The organism is Paraburkholderia sp. 22098, assembly GCF_052045935.1.
GTDB classification, from domain to species: Bacteria; Pseudomonadota; Gammaproteobacteria; order Burkholderiales; family Burkholderiaceae; genus Paraburkholderia; species Paraburkholderia caledonica.
In genome coordinates this window covers 54,686-73,423 of the sequence record NZ_JBQEPV010000010.1, presented here as the reverse complement: position 1 = coordinate 73,423, position 18,738 = coordinate 54,686, and the positions used below count along the sequence as shown (strand labels likewise).

Sequence of the window (18,738 nt, the reverse complement as noted above, 5' to 3'; positions counted from 1 at the left end):
ATCAGCCCTTACTGCTGTTCGACGAGCGCGCGTGCTTCGCCGACGTGGCCGCGATACGCTTCGAAAATCTTGCGCAGCGCTTCGTCGAAGGTGGACTTCGGCGCCCAGCCGAGTTCCTGCATCGTATTGTCGATCTTCGGCACGCGATTCTGTACGTCCTGATAGCCGGCGCCGTAATACGCGCCCGACGACGTTTCGACCAGCTGGACTTTTTTCGCGGTGTCCGCGTATTCCGGAAATTCCGCGGCGAGCGTCAGCATCTTGTGCGCGAGTTCACGCACCGAGAAGTTATTGGTCGGGTTGCCGATGTTGTAGATCTTGCCCGTTGCGACGCCGTCCTTGTTCTCGATGATCTTCATCAGCGCGCCGATGCCGTCGTCGATATCCGTGAACGCGCGCTTTTGTGCGCCGCCGTCGACGAGGCTGATGTTCTCGCCGCGCACGATGTGGCCGAGGAACTGCGTGACCACGCGCGAGCTGCCTTCCTTCGGCGTGTAGATCGAGTCGAGGCCCGGGCCGATCCAGTTGAACGGACGGAACAGCGTGAAGTTCAAACCCTCCATGCCGTAGCCCCAGATCACGCGGTCCATCAACTGCTTCGAGCACGCGTAGATCCAGCGCGGCTTGTTGATCGGACCGTACGACAGTTGCGATTCTTCCGGATCGAATTGCTCGTCCGTGCACATGCCGTAGACCTCGGAGGTCGACGGAAATACCAGATGCTTGCCGTACTTGACCGCCGAACGCACGATCGGCAGGTTCGCTTCGAAGTCGAGTTCGAACACGCGCAGCGGCTGCTTCACGTAGGTAGCCGGTGTGGCGATCGCGACCAGCGGCAAAATCACATCGCACTTCTTGACGTGATATTCGACCCACTCCTTGTTGATCGTGATGTCGCCTTCGAAGAAGTGCATCCGCTCATGATTGATGAGATCGCCCAGACGTTCGGTCTGCATGTCCATTCCGAAGACTTCCCAATCGGTCGTTTCGAGAATGCGTTTGGACAGGTGATGGCCGATGAAGCCGTTCACACCCAGGATCAGGACTTTCTTCATAAATGTCGGGGAGTTTGAATGAGCTGGGCGAATGTGGCCGGAGTGACGACGGTTTCAGTGCCGTCGTGCTGATGCCGCAATTCGTGGATGGCGATTGCGCGACCGTCGCCGCATATCGCGAAAACGCCATTATCGCCTACGTGCAGGCCCGGCGGCAAATCTGGGCGAAGCGCGCCCGGCGCCGCAAGCCGCGCGCGCGCGACGACGAAACGCCGGCCGTCGATGTCGGTGAACGCGCCGGGATAGGGCGGCGCGACTGCGCGGATCAGGTTGTAGACCTGTTGAGCCGGCTGTGTCCAGTCGATGCGGCCGTCCTCCGGCTTGCGCCCGCCGTAGTAGCTGCCGTGCGAAAGATCGTTCGGCAGATGCGGCGCTTCGCCGGCGAGCAACGCCGGCAGGACGCGCCACAGCGTCTGTTCCGCGGCCACCGTGACTTTGTCGAACACTTGCGCCGCGGTGTCGTCGGGCAGAATCGGCACTGGCGTTTGCGCGATGATCGCGCCCGCGTCAGGCTTCGCGGCCATTTCGTGCAGCGTCGCGCCGGTTTCGGTTTCACCGTGCAGCACCGCCCAGTTGGTGGGCACGCGGCCGCGGTACTTCGGCAATAGCGAGCCATGCATGTTGTAGGCCCCGCGCGCGGCGAGCGCGAGCAGGTCGACCGGCAGCATGTGGCGGTAGTAGAACGAGAAGATGAAGTCGGGATGTGCCGCGCTGACGGCCGCTCGCAATTCGGGACTCTTCGGGTCTGCCGGTGTCACCACAGGAATGCCGTGCTCGGCCGCGACCGTCGCCACGCTGCCGAACCAGATGTTTTCCGTAGGGCTGTCTTCGTGTGTGACGACGAGCGCCACGTCCACGCCGCGCGCGAGCAGTACCTGCAGGCAGCGCACGCCGACGTTGTGATACGCGAATACGACGGCGCGCGGTTTCATCGGTTCGGGCCCTCGCCTTGATGGTCGGCGAGCGGCGCCGGTTGAATCGCCTGCACGACGGTTTGACGCGGCATTTCAACCACGGCCGCGCCGTCGCGCTGTTCGAGAATGGTCTGCACCAGATAGCGCGGACGCGCGCGCACCTGTTGATAGATCCGGCCGATATATTCGCCGAGCAGCCCGAGCGCGAAGATGATCACGCCGAGCAGGAAGAACGTAATGGCGAACAGCGTGAACACACCCTGAACTTCCGCCCCGATGATGAAGCGCCGTATCAGCAGCAGCACGAACAACGCCGCGGAGCCGAGCGACAGGATCACGCCGATGAACGACAGCCACTGCAGCGGCACGACCGAGAAGCCGGTCACAAGGTCGAAATTCAGGCGGATCAGCGAATAGAGCGAGTACTTCGATTCGCCGGCAAAGCGCTCCTCGTGCGCGACTTCGATCTCGACGGGATTCTGCGCGAAGGTGTACGCGAGCGCCGGAATGAACGTGTTGATTTCGCCGCAGCGATTGATCGTGTCGATGATGTGGCGGCTGTACGCGCGCAGCATGCAGCCCTGATCGGTCATCTTGATGCGCGTGATGCGCTCGCGCAGACGGTTCATCACGCGCGAAGCCTTGCGGCGCCACAAGCTGTCCTGACGTTGCAGGCGAATCGTGCCGACGTAGTCGAAGCCTTCGCGCATCTTGTTGACCAGCTTGCCGATTTCTTCCGGCGGGTTTTGCAGATCGGCGTCGAGCGTAATGACGATCTCGCCGCGCGACTGTTCGAAGCCCGCGAGAATCGCCATGTGCTGCCCGTAGTTGCCGTTCAGCAGGATGACGCGGGTCGTGTCGGGGCGCGCGCGGAACTGCTCGGCGAGCAGCGCGGCGGATTTGTCGCGGCTGCCGTCGTTGATGAAGATCACTTCATAAGACGTGCCGAGCGCGTCGAGCGCCGGATAGAGCCGCGCGAATAGCGCCGCAAGTCCGGCTTCCTCGTTGTACACCGGAATGATGATCGACACTTCCGGTGCGACGGCGCGTTGTTCCGTATAAATCATTTCCGCTTATTTTCCGTATTGTTCGCAAATTTCGTTGACCGTGCGGCACACGCGCTCTACGTCGCCTTCGTTCATCAGTGTGAAGAGCGGCAACGTGACGTTCGTCGCGCCGAAACGCTCGGCGTGCGGGAACATGCCTTCCGTGAAGCCGCGCGCGCGGTACAGCGAGAACAGATGAATGGCCGGATAGTGCACGCCCGAACCGATACCGCGTTCCTTCAGTTGGCCCATGAAACCGGCGCGGTCGATCGAAAGCTTCTCCAGCGGCAGTGTGATCTGGAACATGTGCCAGTTACTGTTCTCGAAGTCGGCGAAAGGCAGTCCAACGCCCAGCTTCAGTGCCGCGCCGCCCTCGAAGCCGGCGAAATATGCGCGCGCCAGTTTCCTGCGTTGCGCGAGAAAGCGTTCGAGGTGCGGCAACTGACCGAGGCCCACGCGCGCGGCGACGTCCGTCAGATTGTATTTGCCACCGAGCACGTCGCAGTCCATGCCGTCGAAACCCGTGCGGGTGATGCCCTGCAGCCGGTATTTTTGTGCGAGGACGGCTTCGTCCTCGTCGTTCAGCACGAGTGCGCCGCCTTCGATCGACGTGAGATTCTTGTTCGCGTGGAAGCTGAACGAGACCATGTCGCCGATCGCGCCGATGCGCTTGCCGTTCCAAGTCGAGCCGAACGCCTGCGCGGCGTCTTCCACCACACGCAGTTTGTGCTCGCGCGCAATCGCGTACAGGCGGTCCATGTCGACGGGCAGGCCTGACAGATAAACCGGAATCAGCGCCTTGGTGCGCGGCGTGATCGCCTTCTCGAGCTTGTCGAGGTCGATGTTGCGCGTGACCGGGTCGATGTCGGCGAACACCGGCGTCGCGCCGACTTCGTAAATGACGTTGCTGGTCGACACCCACGAGGCGGGCGTCGTGATCACTTCGTCGCCTTCGCCCACGCCGGCAATGCGCAGTCCGATCTCGAGCGTCGCCGTACCTGAGTTGAACGTGCGCACGGGACGGCCGCCGCAGAATTCAGAGAGCGCCGCTTCGAACTTCTGGTTCTGCGGGCCGGTGGTGATCCAGCCCGAGCGCAGGACGTCGGCTACCCCGCGGATCGTTTCTTCATCGATCTCCGGCTTGACGAACGGCAGGAACGGCAGAGGCGGAACGGTTGACTGGGTCATGAATACTTCGCTCGATCGAAAGGGCCGCGGCCTGAAGGGGCGCGGTGAACACACACTACGCGCAAATCCGGGCCAAGGCTAAAAAGGGTGCAAACCGCGGAGCATACCGCGATCAACCTTACGTTTTGCTTAGCCGGTGCGGATGCCGGCTTACGCTATCTTTGCGGCAACTTTGCTGCGCCTGGTTCGTGGCCGCGCTAGCTGCGCGCGACTATCACCACGCCCACCAGAATGACGCCGATGCCGACCAGTTTCTGCACCGACAGCACCTCGCCGAACAGATACCACGCGGCGAAAGCGTTGACGACATAGCCGAGCGACAGCATCGGATAGGCAATCGACACATCCACGCGCGACAGCCCGACGATCCAGACGGCGAGGCTGATCACATAGCAGGCCACACCGCCGACGATCGGCGGCTGCGTCGCAATGCGAAAGGCGATCGGCACGATGTTCGCACGGGTGAATTCGAAGTGTCCAACCGCATTCGTTCCGGCTTTGAGCAGCAACTGCGCACCGGCGTTCAACGCGACGCCGGCGAGAATGCAAAAGAGGGAAATGGGGTTCATCGGTCGTTCAGGTCCTGATATGGGGTCACTGCTGGGTTTTTTCCACGGGCGCGGCCACCGCGCCCGCAGCGAGCGGCTTCATTACGACGACGCGGCGCGAGTCCTGCGCAACGACCTGCATCGGCAGGCCTTCTTTCAGGAGCCGCTCGTAAGTGGAGGGCGGAATCAGTGCCAGTGCGTAGCGGTCGGCCTTCCACCGCTCGACCCACGCCTCGACCGACGGCAGCCATTTCTGCGGCTCCACCGACACGCCGAACGCGAGTTCGTCGGGATGCTCGACCATCGTCATCGTATGGCCGATGTAGAACGGCAGCGTGTGGTCGAGCACGCCGACCGAGTAGAACGGCGTGTCCGCCGGCAACTTCGCCATCTGCGCCTTGATCGCGGGCGCGAGCGGCGCGCCGGAACTGAGGCGGCCGAACACGTCGTGACCGATGCCGGCGATCGTGCCGAGCAACAGCCACGCCGCGCCAAAACTCGCGATCGTGCCGAGGCTGCCGGCGCGGCTGCGGCGATTGAACCACAGTGCGGCGAGCGTCAGCACGAACGCGACGGCAAGCGCGGCCAGTACCCACGTGCGGTACTGCGCGTACAGCTCGGCGGGATTGCGCTGGCTGCCGAAGCGCGGCAGAAAGAGCGCGACGAACGCGGCCACTACGAGAAATAGTGCATAGCCGGCGAGATGGCGGCGCCACTGGTCCCGCGTGACGAGCGGCAGATACATTCCGATCAGCAGCGCGATGGGCGGCGCGATCGGCAGCGTGTACGAGAGCAGCTTGGAATGCGACGCGCTGAAGAAGAGGAAGATGAAGCCGGTCCACACCAGCATCATCGTGACAGGCGCAAAGCCATTCGGCTGGCGCGGCAGGCGCCACGCGTGACGCACACTCTGCAGTACCACCGAGAGCCAGGGCAGGAAGCCGACGATCAGCACCGGCACGAAATAATAGAACGGCCCGGGACGGTTCTGTTCGGGCGTCAGGTACCGCTTGAACTGCTGAACGATGAAGAAGAAGTTGAGGAACTCGGGATTGCGCTGCTGCACCAGCACGAACCACGGCGTGACGATCGCGAAGAAGACGATGAGGCCGCCGATCAGATGCAGGCGCTTCCACACCACCCAGTCGCGCGCGACCAGCGTGTAGATCACCAGCACGGCGCCCGGCAGAATGACGCCGACAAGGCCTTTCGACAATACGGCGAGCGCCATCGAACCCCAGCACAGCCACATCCAGCCTCGCACACGGGCGGTCTCGAGATTCGGGCGCTGAGCGAGCAGCAATGCGCACAACGTGAGTTCCATCCAGAACGACAGGCCCATGTCGAGCGTGTTGAAGTGGCCCATCAGGTTCCAGTAGGGCGACGTCGCGAGCACCAGCGCTGCGAACACGCCGGTCGCCGTATTGAACACGCGCGCGCCCGTGAAACCGATCAGCAGCACGCCGGCAAATCCGGTGAGCGCCGTGTAGAGCCGCGCCTGCCATTCGCCGATGCCGAACCACGCGAACGTGAGCGCGTTCGCCCACGTTTGCAGCGGCGGCTTCTCGAAGTACTTGTAGCCGTTGTAGCGCGGCGTGATCCAGTCGCCGGTCACGAACATTTCCCGCGCCATTTCGGCGTAGCGGCCTTCATCGCTCGGCAGCAGATGGCGCCACCCGAGCGGCACGAACCAGATCACGGCAAGGGCCAGCACCAGCAGCAGAATCGCGGTGCGGTTGAGCGGTAGCCTCGACGGCGTATCGTTCATCGATTTAAACCTTTCTGGCGACGCCGCATGGGCGGCGCTGCGTTGTTATTCGGAATGGGCGGCAGGCCCGGACTTCGTGGCCTGCTGCTGTGCTGCTGCGCCTTGGCTCGCGCCAGATCTTATGGCCGCTCACGTGCCGGCGCATTTCGCGCGCCGCTGCGTGCGCCGTAGGGCACCGGTGCCCTACGAACAGGCGTTGGCCGCTGCCTCGGTGAGCTGAGCGGCTCGCGCAGCGGGGGCAGCGGGAGCCGAAATCGCTGATGTCCGGACCGCCGGCTTCGCATCGATGGCGCGCAGTGTACGTGATCGTCCGTGACCCGGCGAGGGCGGGGCTGCTGCAATTCGCGCGAGGCGCTCCTGATCGCTCTTGAAGCAGCGCTGTGGCCAGCAACCCGGCCCGCACTCCGGGCCACGACAGCAACGCTAGCTCAACGCATCCGCCCAAGTCGCGCCGCTGCGGTCGACCCAGGGCCGCCGACGCAACAGATACGGCGTCGGCGCACCGATTGCCAGACCCGCTAACCTTCGATCAGCAGCGCGGCCGCGACCTTGCGGCCCTCGGCCATCAAGATGTTGTACGTGCGGCAGGCGGCCTTGAAGTCCATCGTTTCGACGCCGATGCGTTTGGCGGTAAGCGCGGCAGTCAGGCGCGGGTGCGGAAACCGCAGCCGCTCGCCGCTGCCGAAGATCACCACTTCGGGCGCCGGTTCGACCAGCATCGAGAAAAGCTCAGGGCTCAGTTCCTCGAAGGACGAGACAGGCCAGGGAATGACAGGCGCTTCCGGAAGCACGAGGATGCTGCCGGAATGACGCACCAGATTGATTTCGACATAGCCGTCGCCGTAACCGGTCACGGTATTGAGGGCGCCGCTGGAATCCTGATGTAATTTCAAATTCGTTTTCCGAAGTCGTCGCGAGACATCATGCGTGTTGGCGGCCTGGTCGTGGCAAGCGCGAGCAGGGCGGTCAGACGCGGTGGGACACGAAAGGGCCGAAAAAGCTCCCGTTGCGGTTCCGTCACGGTTCGTTGTGGTCCCGTTACGGTTGGTGCATTGCGGAAGTCGGCCAAAATCCGCTAAATTATAACTTTTTGTGCGACGCGAGTCGCATCGACTGGACGGCGAAAGCCGTCCCATTGGTGGCACCTTGTGGCCACCCCTTGTGTAGCAAGCGAAACCGGGTGCTTGTCTGGCTTGGAATCGTAGCCTTAGACGCGTTGGAGTCTTCGGACTCTTGTGCGCAATTGCATTGACCTGATTACCGTCAGGTTCCGCCCAGTTAGCGGCTTCAACTCCGCTAACAAAGCGGATTGGAGTATGTGATTTCAGGGTAGGTCGAGCGCAAGCTCGGTTTGTCATTGTTCAACCACACAGGGTAACCCCCTGTGCGGTAGGGAACCTGCTGTGCGACCAGCAGTAGCCTAGGAGGACATGCGTCACTGGTAACGGTGGGGTGTGAAGCTTCTCTGACAATGTAGCCCCCGGCGGTTTCGGGCGGATGAATGCCGTGAGGTGGTCATCCGGAGACTCCTAGCAGCAATGGGGTCAAGGAGCTAGGCTGGCTGATAAGGTTAATGTAAGTGAACTGCTGATAAACCTCGTTAATAATGCAGTGCCAAAGCTGCTGGTAGGCACTAACCAAAAGGTACGCGGTCGGTCAATCCGCTAGAAGGTCGGATTGCGTCGTCGTTGGACCGTCGGGGAATAGGCAGAACCTACGTCAGTCGTGTGACATACCGGGAACGCGGTAAGCCCGTATCGTTGCCAGCGCGGTTTGGCTGGCAGGTGGACCGCAAGGAACGCTGTTGACGGTGCGGGTATGGGAGGACGGAAAAAGCGAATGCCGGGCTGTAATGGCCCGGATAGGGGTTGAGACATCATCCCACGCGAAAGCGGGCAGACTTCCGTCTGGTCTACCGTCGCAAGATGGCTGACAGACCTTGGTACTTTGGTAGACACGGACGCTCGCGTCCGTGCGTAGTACATGGATGACGTATGGGCGCATGCGCCCATACTTGTTCAACTGTTGTTCCCCAGCGGGGTGTATCTACCCCGCTGGGGAAGATGCGCCTTCTGCTGTGGGAATGATCAACCCAAGGTAGGAGAGCAGCATGAAAGTATCCGTCCGGAAGGATGGATCTGCGCTTTCCCACGTGCCTGACCACTGGTACGCCGTAGATTGGCGTCGGGTCGAACGGAACGTGAGAGGGATGCAGATACGAATTGCGAAGGCGACGCGGGAAAGTGACTGGCGCAGGGTGAAAGCCCTGCAACGGATGCTGACCCGCACGTTGTCCGCAAAGCTGTACGCGGTACGACGTGTTACGCAGAACCAGGGTGCGCGAACGGCCGGAGTCGATCGCGAGCTATGGGACTCGCCTGAGAGCCGATGGGCAGCTGTCGGCAGGTTGAAGCGGCGTGGGTACAAGCCTCTGCCATTACGGAGGGTCTTTATCCCCAAGGCCAATGGAAAGGAGCGCCCTCTGGGCATTCCGACCATGCGGGACAGGGCGATGCAGGCCCTGTATCTGCTGGCACTGGAGCCGGTGTCGGAATCGACGAGCGATCCGAACTCATATGGGTTCAGACTCAATCGTTCGACGGCCGATGCCATGTCGCAGATCTTCGTCGCCACGTCCCAGAAGGGCTCTGCCCGATGGGTGCTGGAAGCCGATATCAAAGGCTGCTTTGACTGGATCAATCACGACTGGCTGGCTGCCAATGTCCCAATGGACAGAGGCATTCTGCTGAAGTGGTTGAAGGCTGGCCTGATTTATAAAGGTCAGTTGCAGGCGACGGAGGCCGGTACGCCGCAGGGGGGCATCATTTCCCCGACGCTGGCCAACGTGACGCTGAATGGGTTGGAACGTGAACTGGTTGCGCATCTCGGTGCGAAATTCGGGATCGCGAAGGCCAAGAAGCTGAAAGTGAATGTGGTGCGGTACGCGGATGATTTTGTGATCACCGGCGACTCGAAAGAGATGCTGGAGAGCGAGGTCAAGCCTTGGGTGGAAGCATTCCTTGCTGTTCGGGGACTGCGACTGTCGGAGGAGAAAACGCGGATCACCCACATTGATGACGGCTTCGATTTCCTTGGGTGGAATTTCCGGAAGTACTCGGGAAAACTGCTCATCAAGCCGAGCAAGAAAAACGCGCAAGCGTTCTATCGCAAGGTGTCGGAAACGATCAGCGGCAACAAGACGGTGAGGCAGGAGGATCTGATCCGGCTGCTGAACCCGATGCTACGGGGCTGGGCGCAGTATCACAGTCCCGTCGTGGCCAAGCAGGCGTACAACCGCATGGAGTATCTGGTTTTCCGGAGACTCTGGTGGTGGTCGAAGAGGCGACACCCGCAGAAGAACGCCAGATGGGTGGGACAAAAGTACTTCCACTCCGTTGGTGAACGACAGTGGGTCTTTGCCGCTCCCGTGGTTTGGAAAGACGGTAGCAAGGGACTGTTTGAGCTGCACCAGATCAACGGTACGGTTATCAAACGGCACAAGAAGGTCAAAGGGGACTACCATCCCTTTGATCCGACGTGGGAGCAGTATGGCGAGCAGTTGCGTCAGGAACGCATGTGGGAATCGGTGCGTTACCGGAAGCAATGGGCGACGCTATATATGTCGCAGAGCGGGTTGTGTGCGCACTGTGGCTGTGCCCTGACGGAGGACACCGGCTGGCATGACCATCATCTTGAATATCGGATGCATGGCGGGTCGGACGCGCTGTCTAACCGGGTATTGCTTCACCCGCACTGCCACCAGCAAGTGCACGCTGGTAAACTTGTAGTAACGAAGCCGGTCCCGTCGTAGACGGAGCATTGTTTGTAGGCTCGAGCTGTATGCGGTGAAAGCCGCACGTACAGTTCCAAGGGGGCCCTTTTTCCGAGAGGAAAGGGGGCTACCCTACAGCCGCCCAGCGGCTCCTCTCGCCAAGCGCCGCCACAAGCCGCGCTGACGATCCGGGGCGGGTCTATCGGCCACGCGCCCTGGTTTTGCCCGCTTTTCGTCCGCTTTTGTTCCGCTTTAGCTTGCGCTTTGGCCTGCTCTAGCCCGCTTTAGCCGGTCTCGCTGGTGCATCGGCGCAATCCGCCGCAAAGAGCTCCGGGCAGACTCTGCACTAAACCTCGGGAAGTGGCCGCGCAGGGCGGCCCGACCCGCGCCGGCCGTACCCGTTCGCCCGAAGCTGCAGGCCCAAGGCTCCAAGCCAATTAACCAGGATGAAGTGCCCGCCGTGAAACCGATTCTCAAATCCAACAAGTTGTTGAATGTCTGCTACGACATTCGCGGGCCCGTCCTCGAACACGCGAAGCGGCTCGAAGAAGAAGGCCACCGCATCATCAAGCTGAACATCGGCAATCTGGCGCCGTTCGGTTTTGAGGCGCCCGACGAAATCATTCAGGACATGATCCTGAATCTGCCGGGCTCGTCCGGCTACTCGGACTCCAAGGGTGTGTTCGCCGCGCGCAAGGCGATCATGCATTACACGCAGCAAAAGGGCGTACACGGCGTCGAGCTGGATGACATCTACATTGGCAACGGCGCCTCCGAGCTCATCGTGATGGCGTTGCAGGGGCTCCTGAACGACGGCGACGAGGTGCTGCTGCCCGCGCCCGACTATCCGCTGTGGACGGCCGGCGTGAGCCTCGCGGGCGGCACGCCGGTGCACTACATCTGCGACGAAGGCAACCGCTGGATGCCCGACCTCGACGACATCCGCGCGAAAATCACGCCGAACACGCGCGCGCTCGTCGTCATCAACCCGAACAATCCGACCGGTGCGCTGTACTCCGACGAACTGCTGCTCGGGCTGATCGAGATAGCGCGGCAGCACGGCCTCGTGATCTTCGCCGACGAGGTGTACGACAAGATCGTCTACGACGGCAAGACGCATACGTCGATGGCGGCGCTCTCGGAAGACGTGCTGACGGTCACGTTCAACAGCCTGTCGAAGAGCTACCGCTCCTGCGGCTACCGCGCGGGCTGGATGTTCATTTCGGGCCTGACCGGCGAGAACCGCCGCAGCGCGAAAGACTATTTCGAAGGACTCGGCATTCTCGCGTCCATGCGCCTGTGCCCGAACGTGCCCGGCCAGTACGCGATCCAGACCGCACTCGGCGGCTATCAGAGCATCAACGACCTGATCGTGCCGAGCGGGCGCCTCTACAAACAGCGCGAGCTCGCGTACGACATGCTCACGTCGATCCCCGGCGTGAGCTGCGTGAAGCCGGAAGCGGCGCTGTACATGTTCCCGCGCCTCGACCCCAAGGTTTATCCGATCCAGAACGACCAGCAGTTCATCCTCGACCTGTTGCTGGAAGAGCGCGTGCTGCTGGTGCAGGGCACAGGTTTCAACTGGAAAACGCCGGATCATTTCCGCGTCGTGTTCCTGCCGAATGTCGACGACCTCGCGGATTCCATCAACCGGATCGCGCGTTTTCTGGACGGTTATCGCAAACGTCACACGGCCTAGCGCACAATAGGCGACTCGCGCTTCGGCGGCGCATTGCATCCGACACCCGTTTCCTCGTGAGAAAACGCCGGGCCGCCCGGGCTTTCTCACCCCCTCGGGGCCTGGCGCGAAGCGCTGGGGCTGGGGCCACTTTTTAAACATTTACTCGAAAACACGCTGCATGGAACCGATCAAAGTTGGACTGCTGGGCTTCGGCACGGTAGGCAGCGGCACCTTCACGGTACTGCGCCGCAATCAGGAAGAAATCAAACGCCGGGCCGGCCGCGGCATCGAGGTGTCGCGCATTGCAGTGCGCAATCCGGCGAAGGCGACCGCGGCGCTGGGCGCTGACGCGGCGAGCGTGGCGCTCACCGACGACTTCAACGCGGTGCTCGACGATCCTTCGATCGACATCGTCGCGGAAATGATCGGCGGCACCGGCGTGGCGCGCGACCTGGTTTTGCGCGCAATCAAGAATCGCAAGCACGTGGTCACGGCCAACAAGGCGCTGCTCGCGGTGCACGGCACGGAAATCTTCGAAGCGGCGCGCGCCAATGGCGTGATGGTCGCGTTCGAGGCGGCGGTGGCGGGCGGCATCCCGATCATCAAGGCGCTGCGCGAAGGGCTCACGGCCAATCGCATCCAGTACATCGCGGGCATCATCAACGGCACGACGAACTACATTCTTTCGGAAATGCGCGACCGCGGGCTCGACTTCGCGACCGCGCTGAAGGCCGCGCAGGAACTGGGTTACGCAGAAGCCGATCCGACCTTCGACATCGAAGGCGTGGACGCCGCACACAAGGCCACGATCATGAGCGCGATCGCGTTCGGCGTGCCGGTGCAGTTCGACCGTGCTTATGTGGAGGGCATCAGCAAGCTCGCCGCAATTGACATCAAATACGCCGAGGAACTCGGCTATCGCATCAAGCTGCTCGGCATCGCGCGGCGCACCGACAAGGGCATCGAATTGCGCGTGCACCCCACGCTGATTCCGGAAAAGCGCCTGCTCGCCAATGTGGAAGGCGCGATGAACGCGGTCGTCGTGCACGGCGACGCAGTCGGCACCACGCTTTACTACGGCAAGGGCGCAGGCGCGGAGCCGACGGCGTCTGCGGTGGTCGCCGATCTGGTCGACGTGACGCGCCTGCATACGGCCGACCCGGAGCATCGCGTGCCGCATCTGGCTTTCCAGCCGGATCGCCTGTCGAGCACACCGATTCTGCCGATCGACGAAGTGACGAGCGGCTACTACCTGCGTTTGCGGGTCGCGGACGTGACGGGCGTGCTGGCCGACATCACGCGCATTCTGGCCGACACGGGCATTTCGATCGACGCGCTGCTGCAAAAGGAATCGGAGCACGTCGATGCAAACGGCAAGGGCGAGACCGACATCATTTTGATCACGCACGAAACGGTTGAAAAAAATGTCAATGCGGCGATCAGCTCGATCGAAGCGTTGCAGACCGTTGTCTCGCAAGTTACGAAGCTGCGCATGGAAGCGCTGAACTAGGCCGAACTATGAACTACCTCTCCACGCGCGGCGCCGGAGCCGGCGAGCGCCACACTTTTTCCGACATTTTGCTCGGCGGTCTCGCAAAAGACGGCGGGCTGTACCTGCCGGCCGAATACCCGCGCGTCAGCGCCGACGAACTCGCGCGTTGGCGCACGCTGCCGTATGCGGACCTCGCCTTTGAAATATTGTCGAAGTTCAGCGACGACATTCCGGCTGAAGACCTGCGCGCGCTGACCCGGAAGACCTACACGGCGCAAACGTATTGCAACGTGCGCGACGACGAAGGCGCGGAACAGATCACGCCGCTCAAAACACTCGGCGTCGAGAACGGCGCGCCGCTGTCGCTGCTGGAACTGTCGAACGGTCCCACGCTTGCGTTCAAAGACATGGCGATGCAGTTGATCGGCAACCTGTTCGAATATGCGCTCGCAAAACACGGCGAAACGCTGAACATTCTCGGCGCGACTTCGGGTGACACCGGCAGCGCCGCCGAATACGCGATGCGCGGCAAGCAGGGCATTCGCGTGTTCATGCTGTCGCCGCACAAGAAGATGAGCGCGTTCCAGACCGCGCAGATGTACAGTCTGCAAGACCCGAACATTTTCAACCTCGCGGTCGAAGGTGTGTTTGACGATTGCCAGGACATCGTCAAAGCCGTTTCGAACGACCACGCGTTCAAGGCGAAGTACAAGATCGGCACGGTCAATTCGATCAACTGGGCGCGCGTCGTCGCGCAGGTCGTTTATTACTTCAAGGGCTATTTCGCTGCGACCAAGAGCAACGACGAGCGCGTGTCGTTCACGGTGCCGTCGGGCAATTTCGGCAACGTGTGCGCGGGTCACATCGCGCGCATGATGGGTCTGCCGATCGAAAAACTCGTGGTGGCTACGAACGAAAACGACGTGCTCGACGAATTTTTCCGCACCGGCATCTACCGCGTGCGCAAGGCCGCGGAGACGTATCACACGAGCAGCCCGAGCATGGACATTTCGAAGGCGTCGAACTTCGAGCGTTTCGTGTTCGATCTGCTCGGCCGCGATCCGGCGCGAGTGCTGCAATTGTTCCGCGACGTCGAGGAAAAGGGCGGTTTCGACCTCGCGGCGAGCGGCGACTTCGCTCGTGTGAAGGAGTTCGGCTTCGTATCGGGCCGCAGCAGCCACGACGACCGCGTTGAAGCGATTCGCGACGTCTTCCAGCGCTACGACACGATGATCGACACGCATACGGCAGACGGCCTGAAAGTGGCGCGCGAACATCTGCAACCCGGCGTGCCGATGATCGTGCTGGAGACGGCGCAGCCGATCAAGTTTGGCGAAACGATTCGCGAAGCGCTGTTGCGCGAGCCGGAGCGTCCGGCCGCGTTCACGGGGCTGGAGTCGCTGCCGCAGCGTTTTGAAGTGCTGCCCGCCGACGCACAGCGCGTGAAGGACTTCATCGTGGCGAACACCAGCGCGTAATTGCGACTGGCGCGCGGGCCAGCGGCCCGCGTGACATGCCGCGCCGATAGTGCGGAAGCCGAGCCGGCGGTCGCGTCGCGTTGGACGCGGCGCGCTTGCCGCACTCGCTGCGACAAGCGCCTCAGAACTCCGCCGCGCGCGGCGAAACGCTCCGATAAGAGCGGGCGTGACAAGGCTCAGCCTTCGGCCGCTACAATGTTCTTTTAACCTGCGGCTTCGAACCCCAGATGTCCACACCCACGCCCCGCGCTCCGATGCTCGCCACCGCCGACGCATTGGCGACCCTGCTCAGCGCTGCGAGTCCGGTCATCGGCAGCGAATTCATTCCGACGCTCGAAGCATCAGGCCGCGTGCTTGCGGCGGATGTCGTCTCGCCGCTCGACGTCCCGCCAATGAATACCAGTTCAATGGATGGCTACGCGATCCACGCCGCCGACGTGACGACGCACGGCAATCGCCGTCTGCCGGTGTCGCAACGCATCCCGGCCGGCCACGCGCCCGAGCCGCTGAAGCCCGGTACGGCAGCCCGCATTTTCACCGGCGCGACCGTGCCGCCGGGTGCCGACGCCGTCGTCATGCAGGAGCAAACGGAAGCCGACGGCGACGAGGTCACCATTTTGCACAGCCCCCGGCCCGGCGAATGGATCACCGCGCAAGGCGCCGACATTCAAAGCGGTTCGGTCATCCTGCCGGCCGGCACGCGGCTCACGCCGCAGGCGTTGGGGCTTGCCGCGTCGGTCGGTTGTGCTGAACTGGAAGTTCGTCGCCGGGTGCGGGTTGCCGTTTTCTTCACCGGAGACGAGTTGACCATGCCCGGCGAGCCGCTGAAGCCCGGCGCGATTTACAACTCAAATCGCTTTACGCTGCGTGGACTCCTAGAGAAGCTCGGCTGCGAGGTGAGCGACTTTGGCATCGTCGCCGACCGCCTCGATGCGACGCGCGACCTGCTGCGTAAAGCCGCGCACGCGCACGATCTCATCCTGACGTGCGGGGGCGTGTCCGTCGGCGAAGAAGATCACGTGAAGCCGGCCGTCGAGGCGGAAGGACGCCTCGCGATGTGGCAGATCGCGATGAAACCCGGCAAGCCGCTCGCGTTCGGCGCCGTGCGTCGCGGCGCGGGGAGCGGCGAGCCTAGTGGTGAAACCAGCGCTAATCACGCATCTGATGCGGAGCATGCCGCTGCGTCGGCCGAAACGTTTTTCATTGGTCTGCCCGGCAACCCTGTGTCGAGCTTCGTGACCTTTCTGTTGTTCGTGCGTCCGTTCATTTTGCGGCTTGCGGGCGTGCAGGCCGCCGCACCGCGCGCGCTGTCTTTGCGCGCGGACTTCACGCAGAACAAGGCCGATCGCCGCAACGAATTTCTGCGTGCGCGCATCAACAACGCTGGCGGGCTCGATCTGTTCCCGAACCAGAGCTCGGCCGTGCTGACGTCCACGGTATGGGGCGACGGTCTGATCGACAATCCGCCCAATCATGCGATCAGCGCCGGCGAAACCGTGCGTTTCATTCCTTTTTCCGAATTGCTGAATTGAGGCCGGCAACGCCGGCGGCATCCCATGAAGATTCAATTGCGATATTTTGCGAGCGTGCGTGAAGCGCTCGATCTGGCTGACGAAACCGTTGACGTGCCCGAAGGCGTCGCGACCGTCGGCGACGTGCGCGCCTGGCTGCGTGTGCGTGGCGGCATCTGGGCCGACACGCTCGCCGAAGGCCGCGCGCTGCGCATGGCCTGCAATCACGTCATGACGAACGCCGGCACGCGAATCACCGAGGGTTGCGAGGTCGCGTTTTTTCCACCCGTCACCGGCGGTTGAACCGCAAGGAGCCCGCCATGCCCGTACGTGTCCAGACCGAAGATTTCGACCTCAGCGCCGAAGTTGCCGCGCTGCGCGCTCGCAATCCGAAGATAGGCGCCGTGGCATGCTTCGTCGGCACCGTGCGCGATCTGAACGAGGGCAGCGCCGTCGAGGCAATGGAGCTCGAGCACTATCCGGGCATGACTGAGAAGTCGCTCGAAGCGATTGTGGAAAGCGCACGCCGGCGCTGGCCGGGCATCGAGGTGCTGATCGTGCATCGCGTGGGCAAACTTTATCCGCTCGACCAGATCGTGCTGGTGGCGACCACGGCCGCGCATCGCGGGGACGCGTTTGCGTCGTGTGAGTTCGTGATGGACTATCTGAAAACCCAGGCGCCGTTCTGGAAGAAGGAGAAGACAGAAGCGGGCGAGCGCTGGGTCGACGCCCGCGTGACCGACGATACAGCGCTCGCACGATGGGGCATCGAATCCGGGAACGGATCTTCAGAGTAGGCGTTTGCCGCGCTCGTCGCATCAGCGGCGGGTTGCGAGACAGCGTGATGAGGCGTGCCGCTCGGGCCGTCAATCACCGTCACTCGTCGCGCGTCCGCCCGATAATGCGCGTTGGAAACGGCTCCCCAGGGGGCCGCTCGGGGAGCTGCGGTTCATCGCCGCGGGGAGAGCGCTTTGGCGCCACGCGTTCGAGCAACGCCTGTTGTTCCGCCGGAATCTTGTAGTCCCAACCGAAACGGCTCAATTGCAAACTCTGCGCAATGCGCAGCGCCGGTTCCATGAAGCGGACGGCGGCGGCCGTCTCATAACGCGACTCGACAGTATCGAGGAACAGGTACAGCCAGCGGCTGAAATGCTGCGGCTCGATCCCTTCGAGTGGCTGATGCGCCTGCTGCACATTGCCGCGGTACTGCTTAGCGCCCAGCACCAGACTCGCCCAGAACGTACACATTTTCGGTAGATGATCGTCCCAGCGGCCGGCCAGCTTCGCATCGAAAACCGGCCCGAGCAGCGGATCTGCGCGTACGCGATCGTAGAAACCGTACACAAGCTTGCGGATATTGGCTTCGTCAGGCTCGGCGGCGCGCTCGACAACCGGCGCGGCGGGAAAAGAAGGCTTCATGCAAGTTCCGGAAGTGTGCGACGATTGGCTCGTCGCTTGCCCCAGCGCGCCGCGCACCGGCACGAACCGCCGGAAATAGGGCGCGTTCCGCCGAAGTGGACTGAAAAAAGCGCGCTTTTCCTGCGAATGGGCGCGGCGGGAAACGTTACCATGGGCGCGAACGCCCAACTTTTACTCAAGCAGCATTATAAATATCTGCCATGTGCATCTTATGGCGAAGCTGCGGCCTCCGGCAACCCTTGCATCGACGCGGTTATCCCACGGATCGCGGCTTGCGCTCATTGTGATACTGCACCTATGAGACTGACCGACTACACCGACTATTCGCTGCGCGTCCTGTTATACCTCGCGGTTCGAGGCGAGGGCTTATCGACCATTCAGGACATATCGCAGGCGTACGGCATCTCCAAAAATCACCTGATGAAAGTGGTGCAGCAGCTGAGCGAACTCGGCTGGGTGGAAACCGTGCGCGGCCGCAACGGCGGCTTGAGGCTTGCCGGACGAACCCGTTCGCTGACGGTCGGCGAGGTCGTGCGCGCAACAGAAAGCGACTTCGCGCTAGTGGCCTGCCTGCCGGATCAGAACGGGGAACGCCGACCGTGCGTCATTACGCCCCAGTGCCGGCTGCGCGGCGCGCTCGAAGCGGCGCGTCATGCTTTTCTCGCAGAACTCGATCGCCATACGATCGACGAAGTGGCGGGTCCGCAAGGTCCGCTTGCGGCGCTGCTCGGCATACGCACCGTCATTCCGGTCGTGCCGTTAACGCCTGTCACGACGGCGAGCGACAAGTCGGTGTCTATTTCCTGAGCGCGGCGGTGACACACAGCCGCGCATTTTCTTCGCGGGAGATGTTAAAAACTCCGTTG

The 18,738-nt window shown here is 62.4% G+C and carries 16 protein-coding genes; 8 read left to right on the top strand and 8 right to left on the bottom strand.

Annotated features, from left to right (window positions below; genetic code table 11):
- Positions 1–8: 8 nt before the first annotated feature.
- The 7 genes from ACTJLB_RS21430 to ACTJLB_RS21400 form a co-directional block, all read right to left on the bottom strand.
- Complete coding sequence (locus ACTJLB_RS21430; protein WP_020065820.1) at positions 9–1,055, bottom strand: bifunctional UDP-4-keto-pentose/UDP-xylose synthase; 1,047 nt, start codon at positions 1,053–1,055, stop codon at positions 9–11.
- Positions 1,052–1,987 (bottom strand): formyltransferase, encoded by a 936-nt coding sequence (locus tag ACTJLB_RS21425; RefSeq protein ID WP_087750970.1) that lies wholly within the window; start codon positions 1,985–1,987, stop codon positions 1,052–1,054. Before ACTJLB_RS21425 ends, ACTJLB_RS21430 begins: the two co-directional genes overlap by 4 nt.
- On the bottom strand, positions 1,984–3,036 hold the full coding sequence (locus tag ACTJLB_RS21420; protein ID WP_088174583.1) for a glycosyltransferase: 1,053 nt from the start codon (positions 3,034–3,036) through the stop codon (positions 1,984–1,986). Before ACTJLB_RS21420 ends, ACTJLB_RS21425 begins: the two co-directional genes overlap by 4 nt.
- Before the next feature lie 6 nt (positions 3,037–3,042).
- Positions 3,043–4,203, bottom strand: coding sequence for a DegT/DnrJ/EryC1/StrS family aminotransferase (locus ACTJLB_RS21415; RefSeq protein WP_440784390.1), 1,161 nt, complete (start codon positions 4,201–4,203; stop codon positions 3,043–3,045).
- Between the two features lie 197 nt (positions 4,204–4,400).
- On the bottom strand, positions 4,401–4,772 hold the full coding sequence (locus ACTJLB_RS21410; protein WP_440784388.1) for an SMR family transporter: 372 nt from the start codon (positions 4,770–4,772) through the stop codon (positions 4,401–4,403).
- A gap of 25 nt (positions 4,773–4,797) precedes the next feature.
- Positions 4,798–6,519 carry a glycosyltransferase family 39 protein gene (locus tag ACTJLB_RS21405; protein ID WP_408485077.1) on the bottom strand — a complete coding sequence of 574 codons (1,722 nt, stop codon included), beginning with the start codon at positions 6,517–6,519 and terminating at the stop codon, positions 4,798–4,800.
- A 518-nt stretch (positions 6,520–7,037) separates the two neighbouring features.
- Entirely contained in the window at positions 7,038–7,412 is a 375-nt protein-coding gene (locus ACTJLB_RS21400) for an Mth938-like domain-containing protein (RefSeq protein WP_020065827.1), read from the bottom strand.
- Positions 7,413–8,629: 1,217 nt separating this feature from the next.
- On the opposite strand from ACTJLB_RS21400, the gene ltrA reads away from it, so the two are divergent.
- The 7 genes from ltrA (at position 8,630) to moaE (ending at position 17,250) form a co-directional block, all read left to right on the top strand.
- Positions 8,630–10,330, top strand: coding sequence for a group II intron reverse transcriptase/maturase (gene ltrA / locus ACTJLB_RS21395; RefSeq protein ID WP_410800044.1), 1,701 nt, complete (start codon positions 8,630–8,632; stop codon positions 10,328–10,330).
- A gap of 412 nt (positions 10,331–10,742) precedes the next feature.
- Positions 10,743–11,990, top strand: coding sequence for a pyridoxal phosphate-dependent aminotransferase (locus ACTJLB_RS21390; RefSeq protein ID WP_027804278.1), 1,248 nt, complete (start codon positions 10,743–10,745; stop codon positions 11,988–11,990).
- Between the two features lie 160 nt (positions 11,991–12,150).
- Positions 12,151–13,482: a homoserine dehydrogenase gene (locus tag ACTJLB_RS21385; protein ID WP_440784386.1), complete on the top strand. Its 1,332-nt coding sequence runs from the start codon at positions 12,151–12,153 to the stop codon at positions 13,480–13,482.
- A gap of 8 nt (positions 13,483–13,490) precedes the next feature.
- The gene (thrC, locus tag ACTJLB_RS21380; RefSeq protein WP_128594944.1) at positions 13,491–14,942 is read left to right on the top strand and encodes a threonine synthase; all 1,452 of its coding nucleotides are present in this window, start codon (positions 13,491–13,493) and stop codon (positions 14,940–14,942) included.
- 227 nt (positions 14,943–15,169) lie between these two features.
- On the top strand, positions 15,170–16,474 hold the full coding sequence (locus tag ACTJLB_RS21375) for a molybdopterin molybdotransferase MoeA (RefSeq protein WP_440784385.1): 1,305 nt from the start codon (positions 15,170–15,172) through the stop codon (positions 16,472–16,474).
- 24 nt (positions 16,475–16,498) lie between these two features.
- On the top strand, positions 16,499–16,756 hold the full coding sequence (moaD, locus tag ACTJLB_RS21370) for a molybdopterin converting factor subunit 1 (RefSeq protein ID WP_027778435.1): 258 nt from the start codon (positions 16,499–16,501) through the stop codon (positions 16,754–16,756).
- 17 nt (positions 16,757–16,773) lie between these two features.
- Positions 16,774–17,250: a molybdopterin synthase catalytic subunit MoaE gene (moaE, locus tag ACTJLB_RS21365; RefSeq protein ID WP_310065291.1), complete on the top strand. Its 477-nt coding sequence runs from the start codon at positions 16,774–16,776 to the stop codon at positions 17,248–17,250.
- Between the two features lie 79 nt (positions 17,251–17,329).
- Here the strand turns inward: moaE and ACTJLB_RS21360 are convergent, their stop codons facing one another.
- A complete protein-coding gene (locus ACTJLB_RS21360; protein ID WP_440784384.1) occupies positions 17,330–17,872 on the bottom strand; it encodes a group III truncated hemoglobin in 543 nt (180 codons plus the stop codon).
- 297 nt (positions 17,873–18,169) lie between these two features.
- Here ACTJLB_RS21360 and ACTJLB_RS21355 point away from each other — a divergent pair, with 297 nt between their 5' ends.
- A complete protein-coding gene (locus ACTJLB_RS21355; protein WP_440784383.1) occupies positions 18,170–18,679 on the top strand; it encodes an Rrf2 family transcriptional regulator in 510 nt (169 codons plus the stop codon).
- Positions 18,680–18,738: the final 59 nt, after the last annotated feature.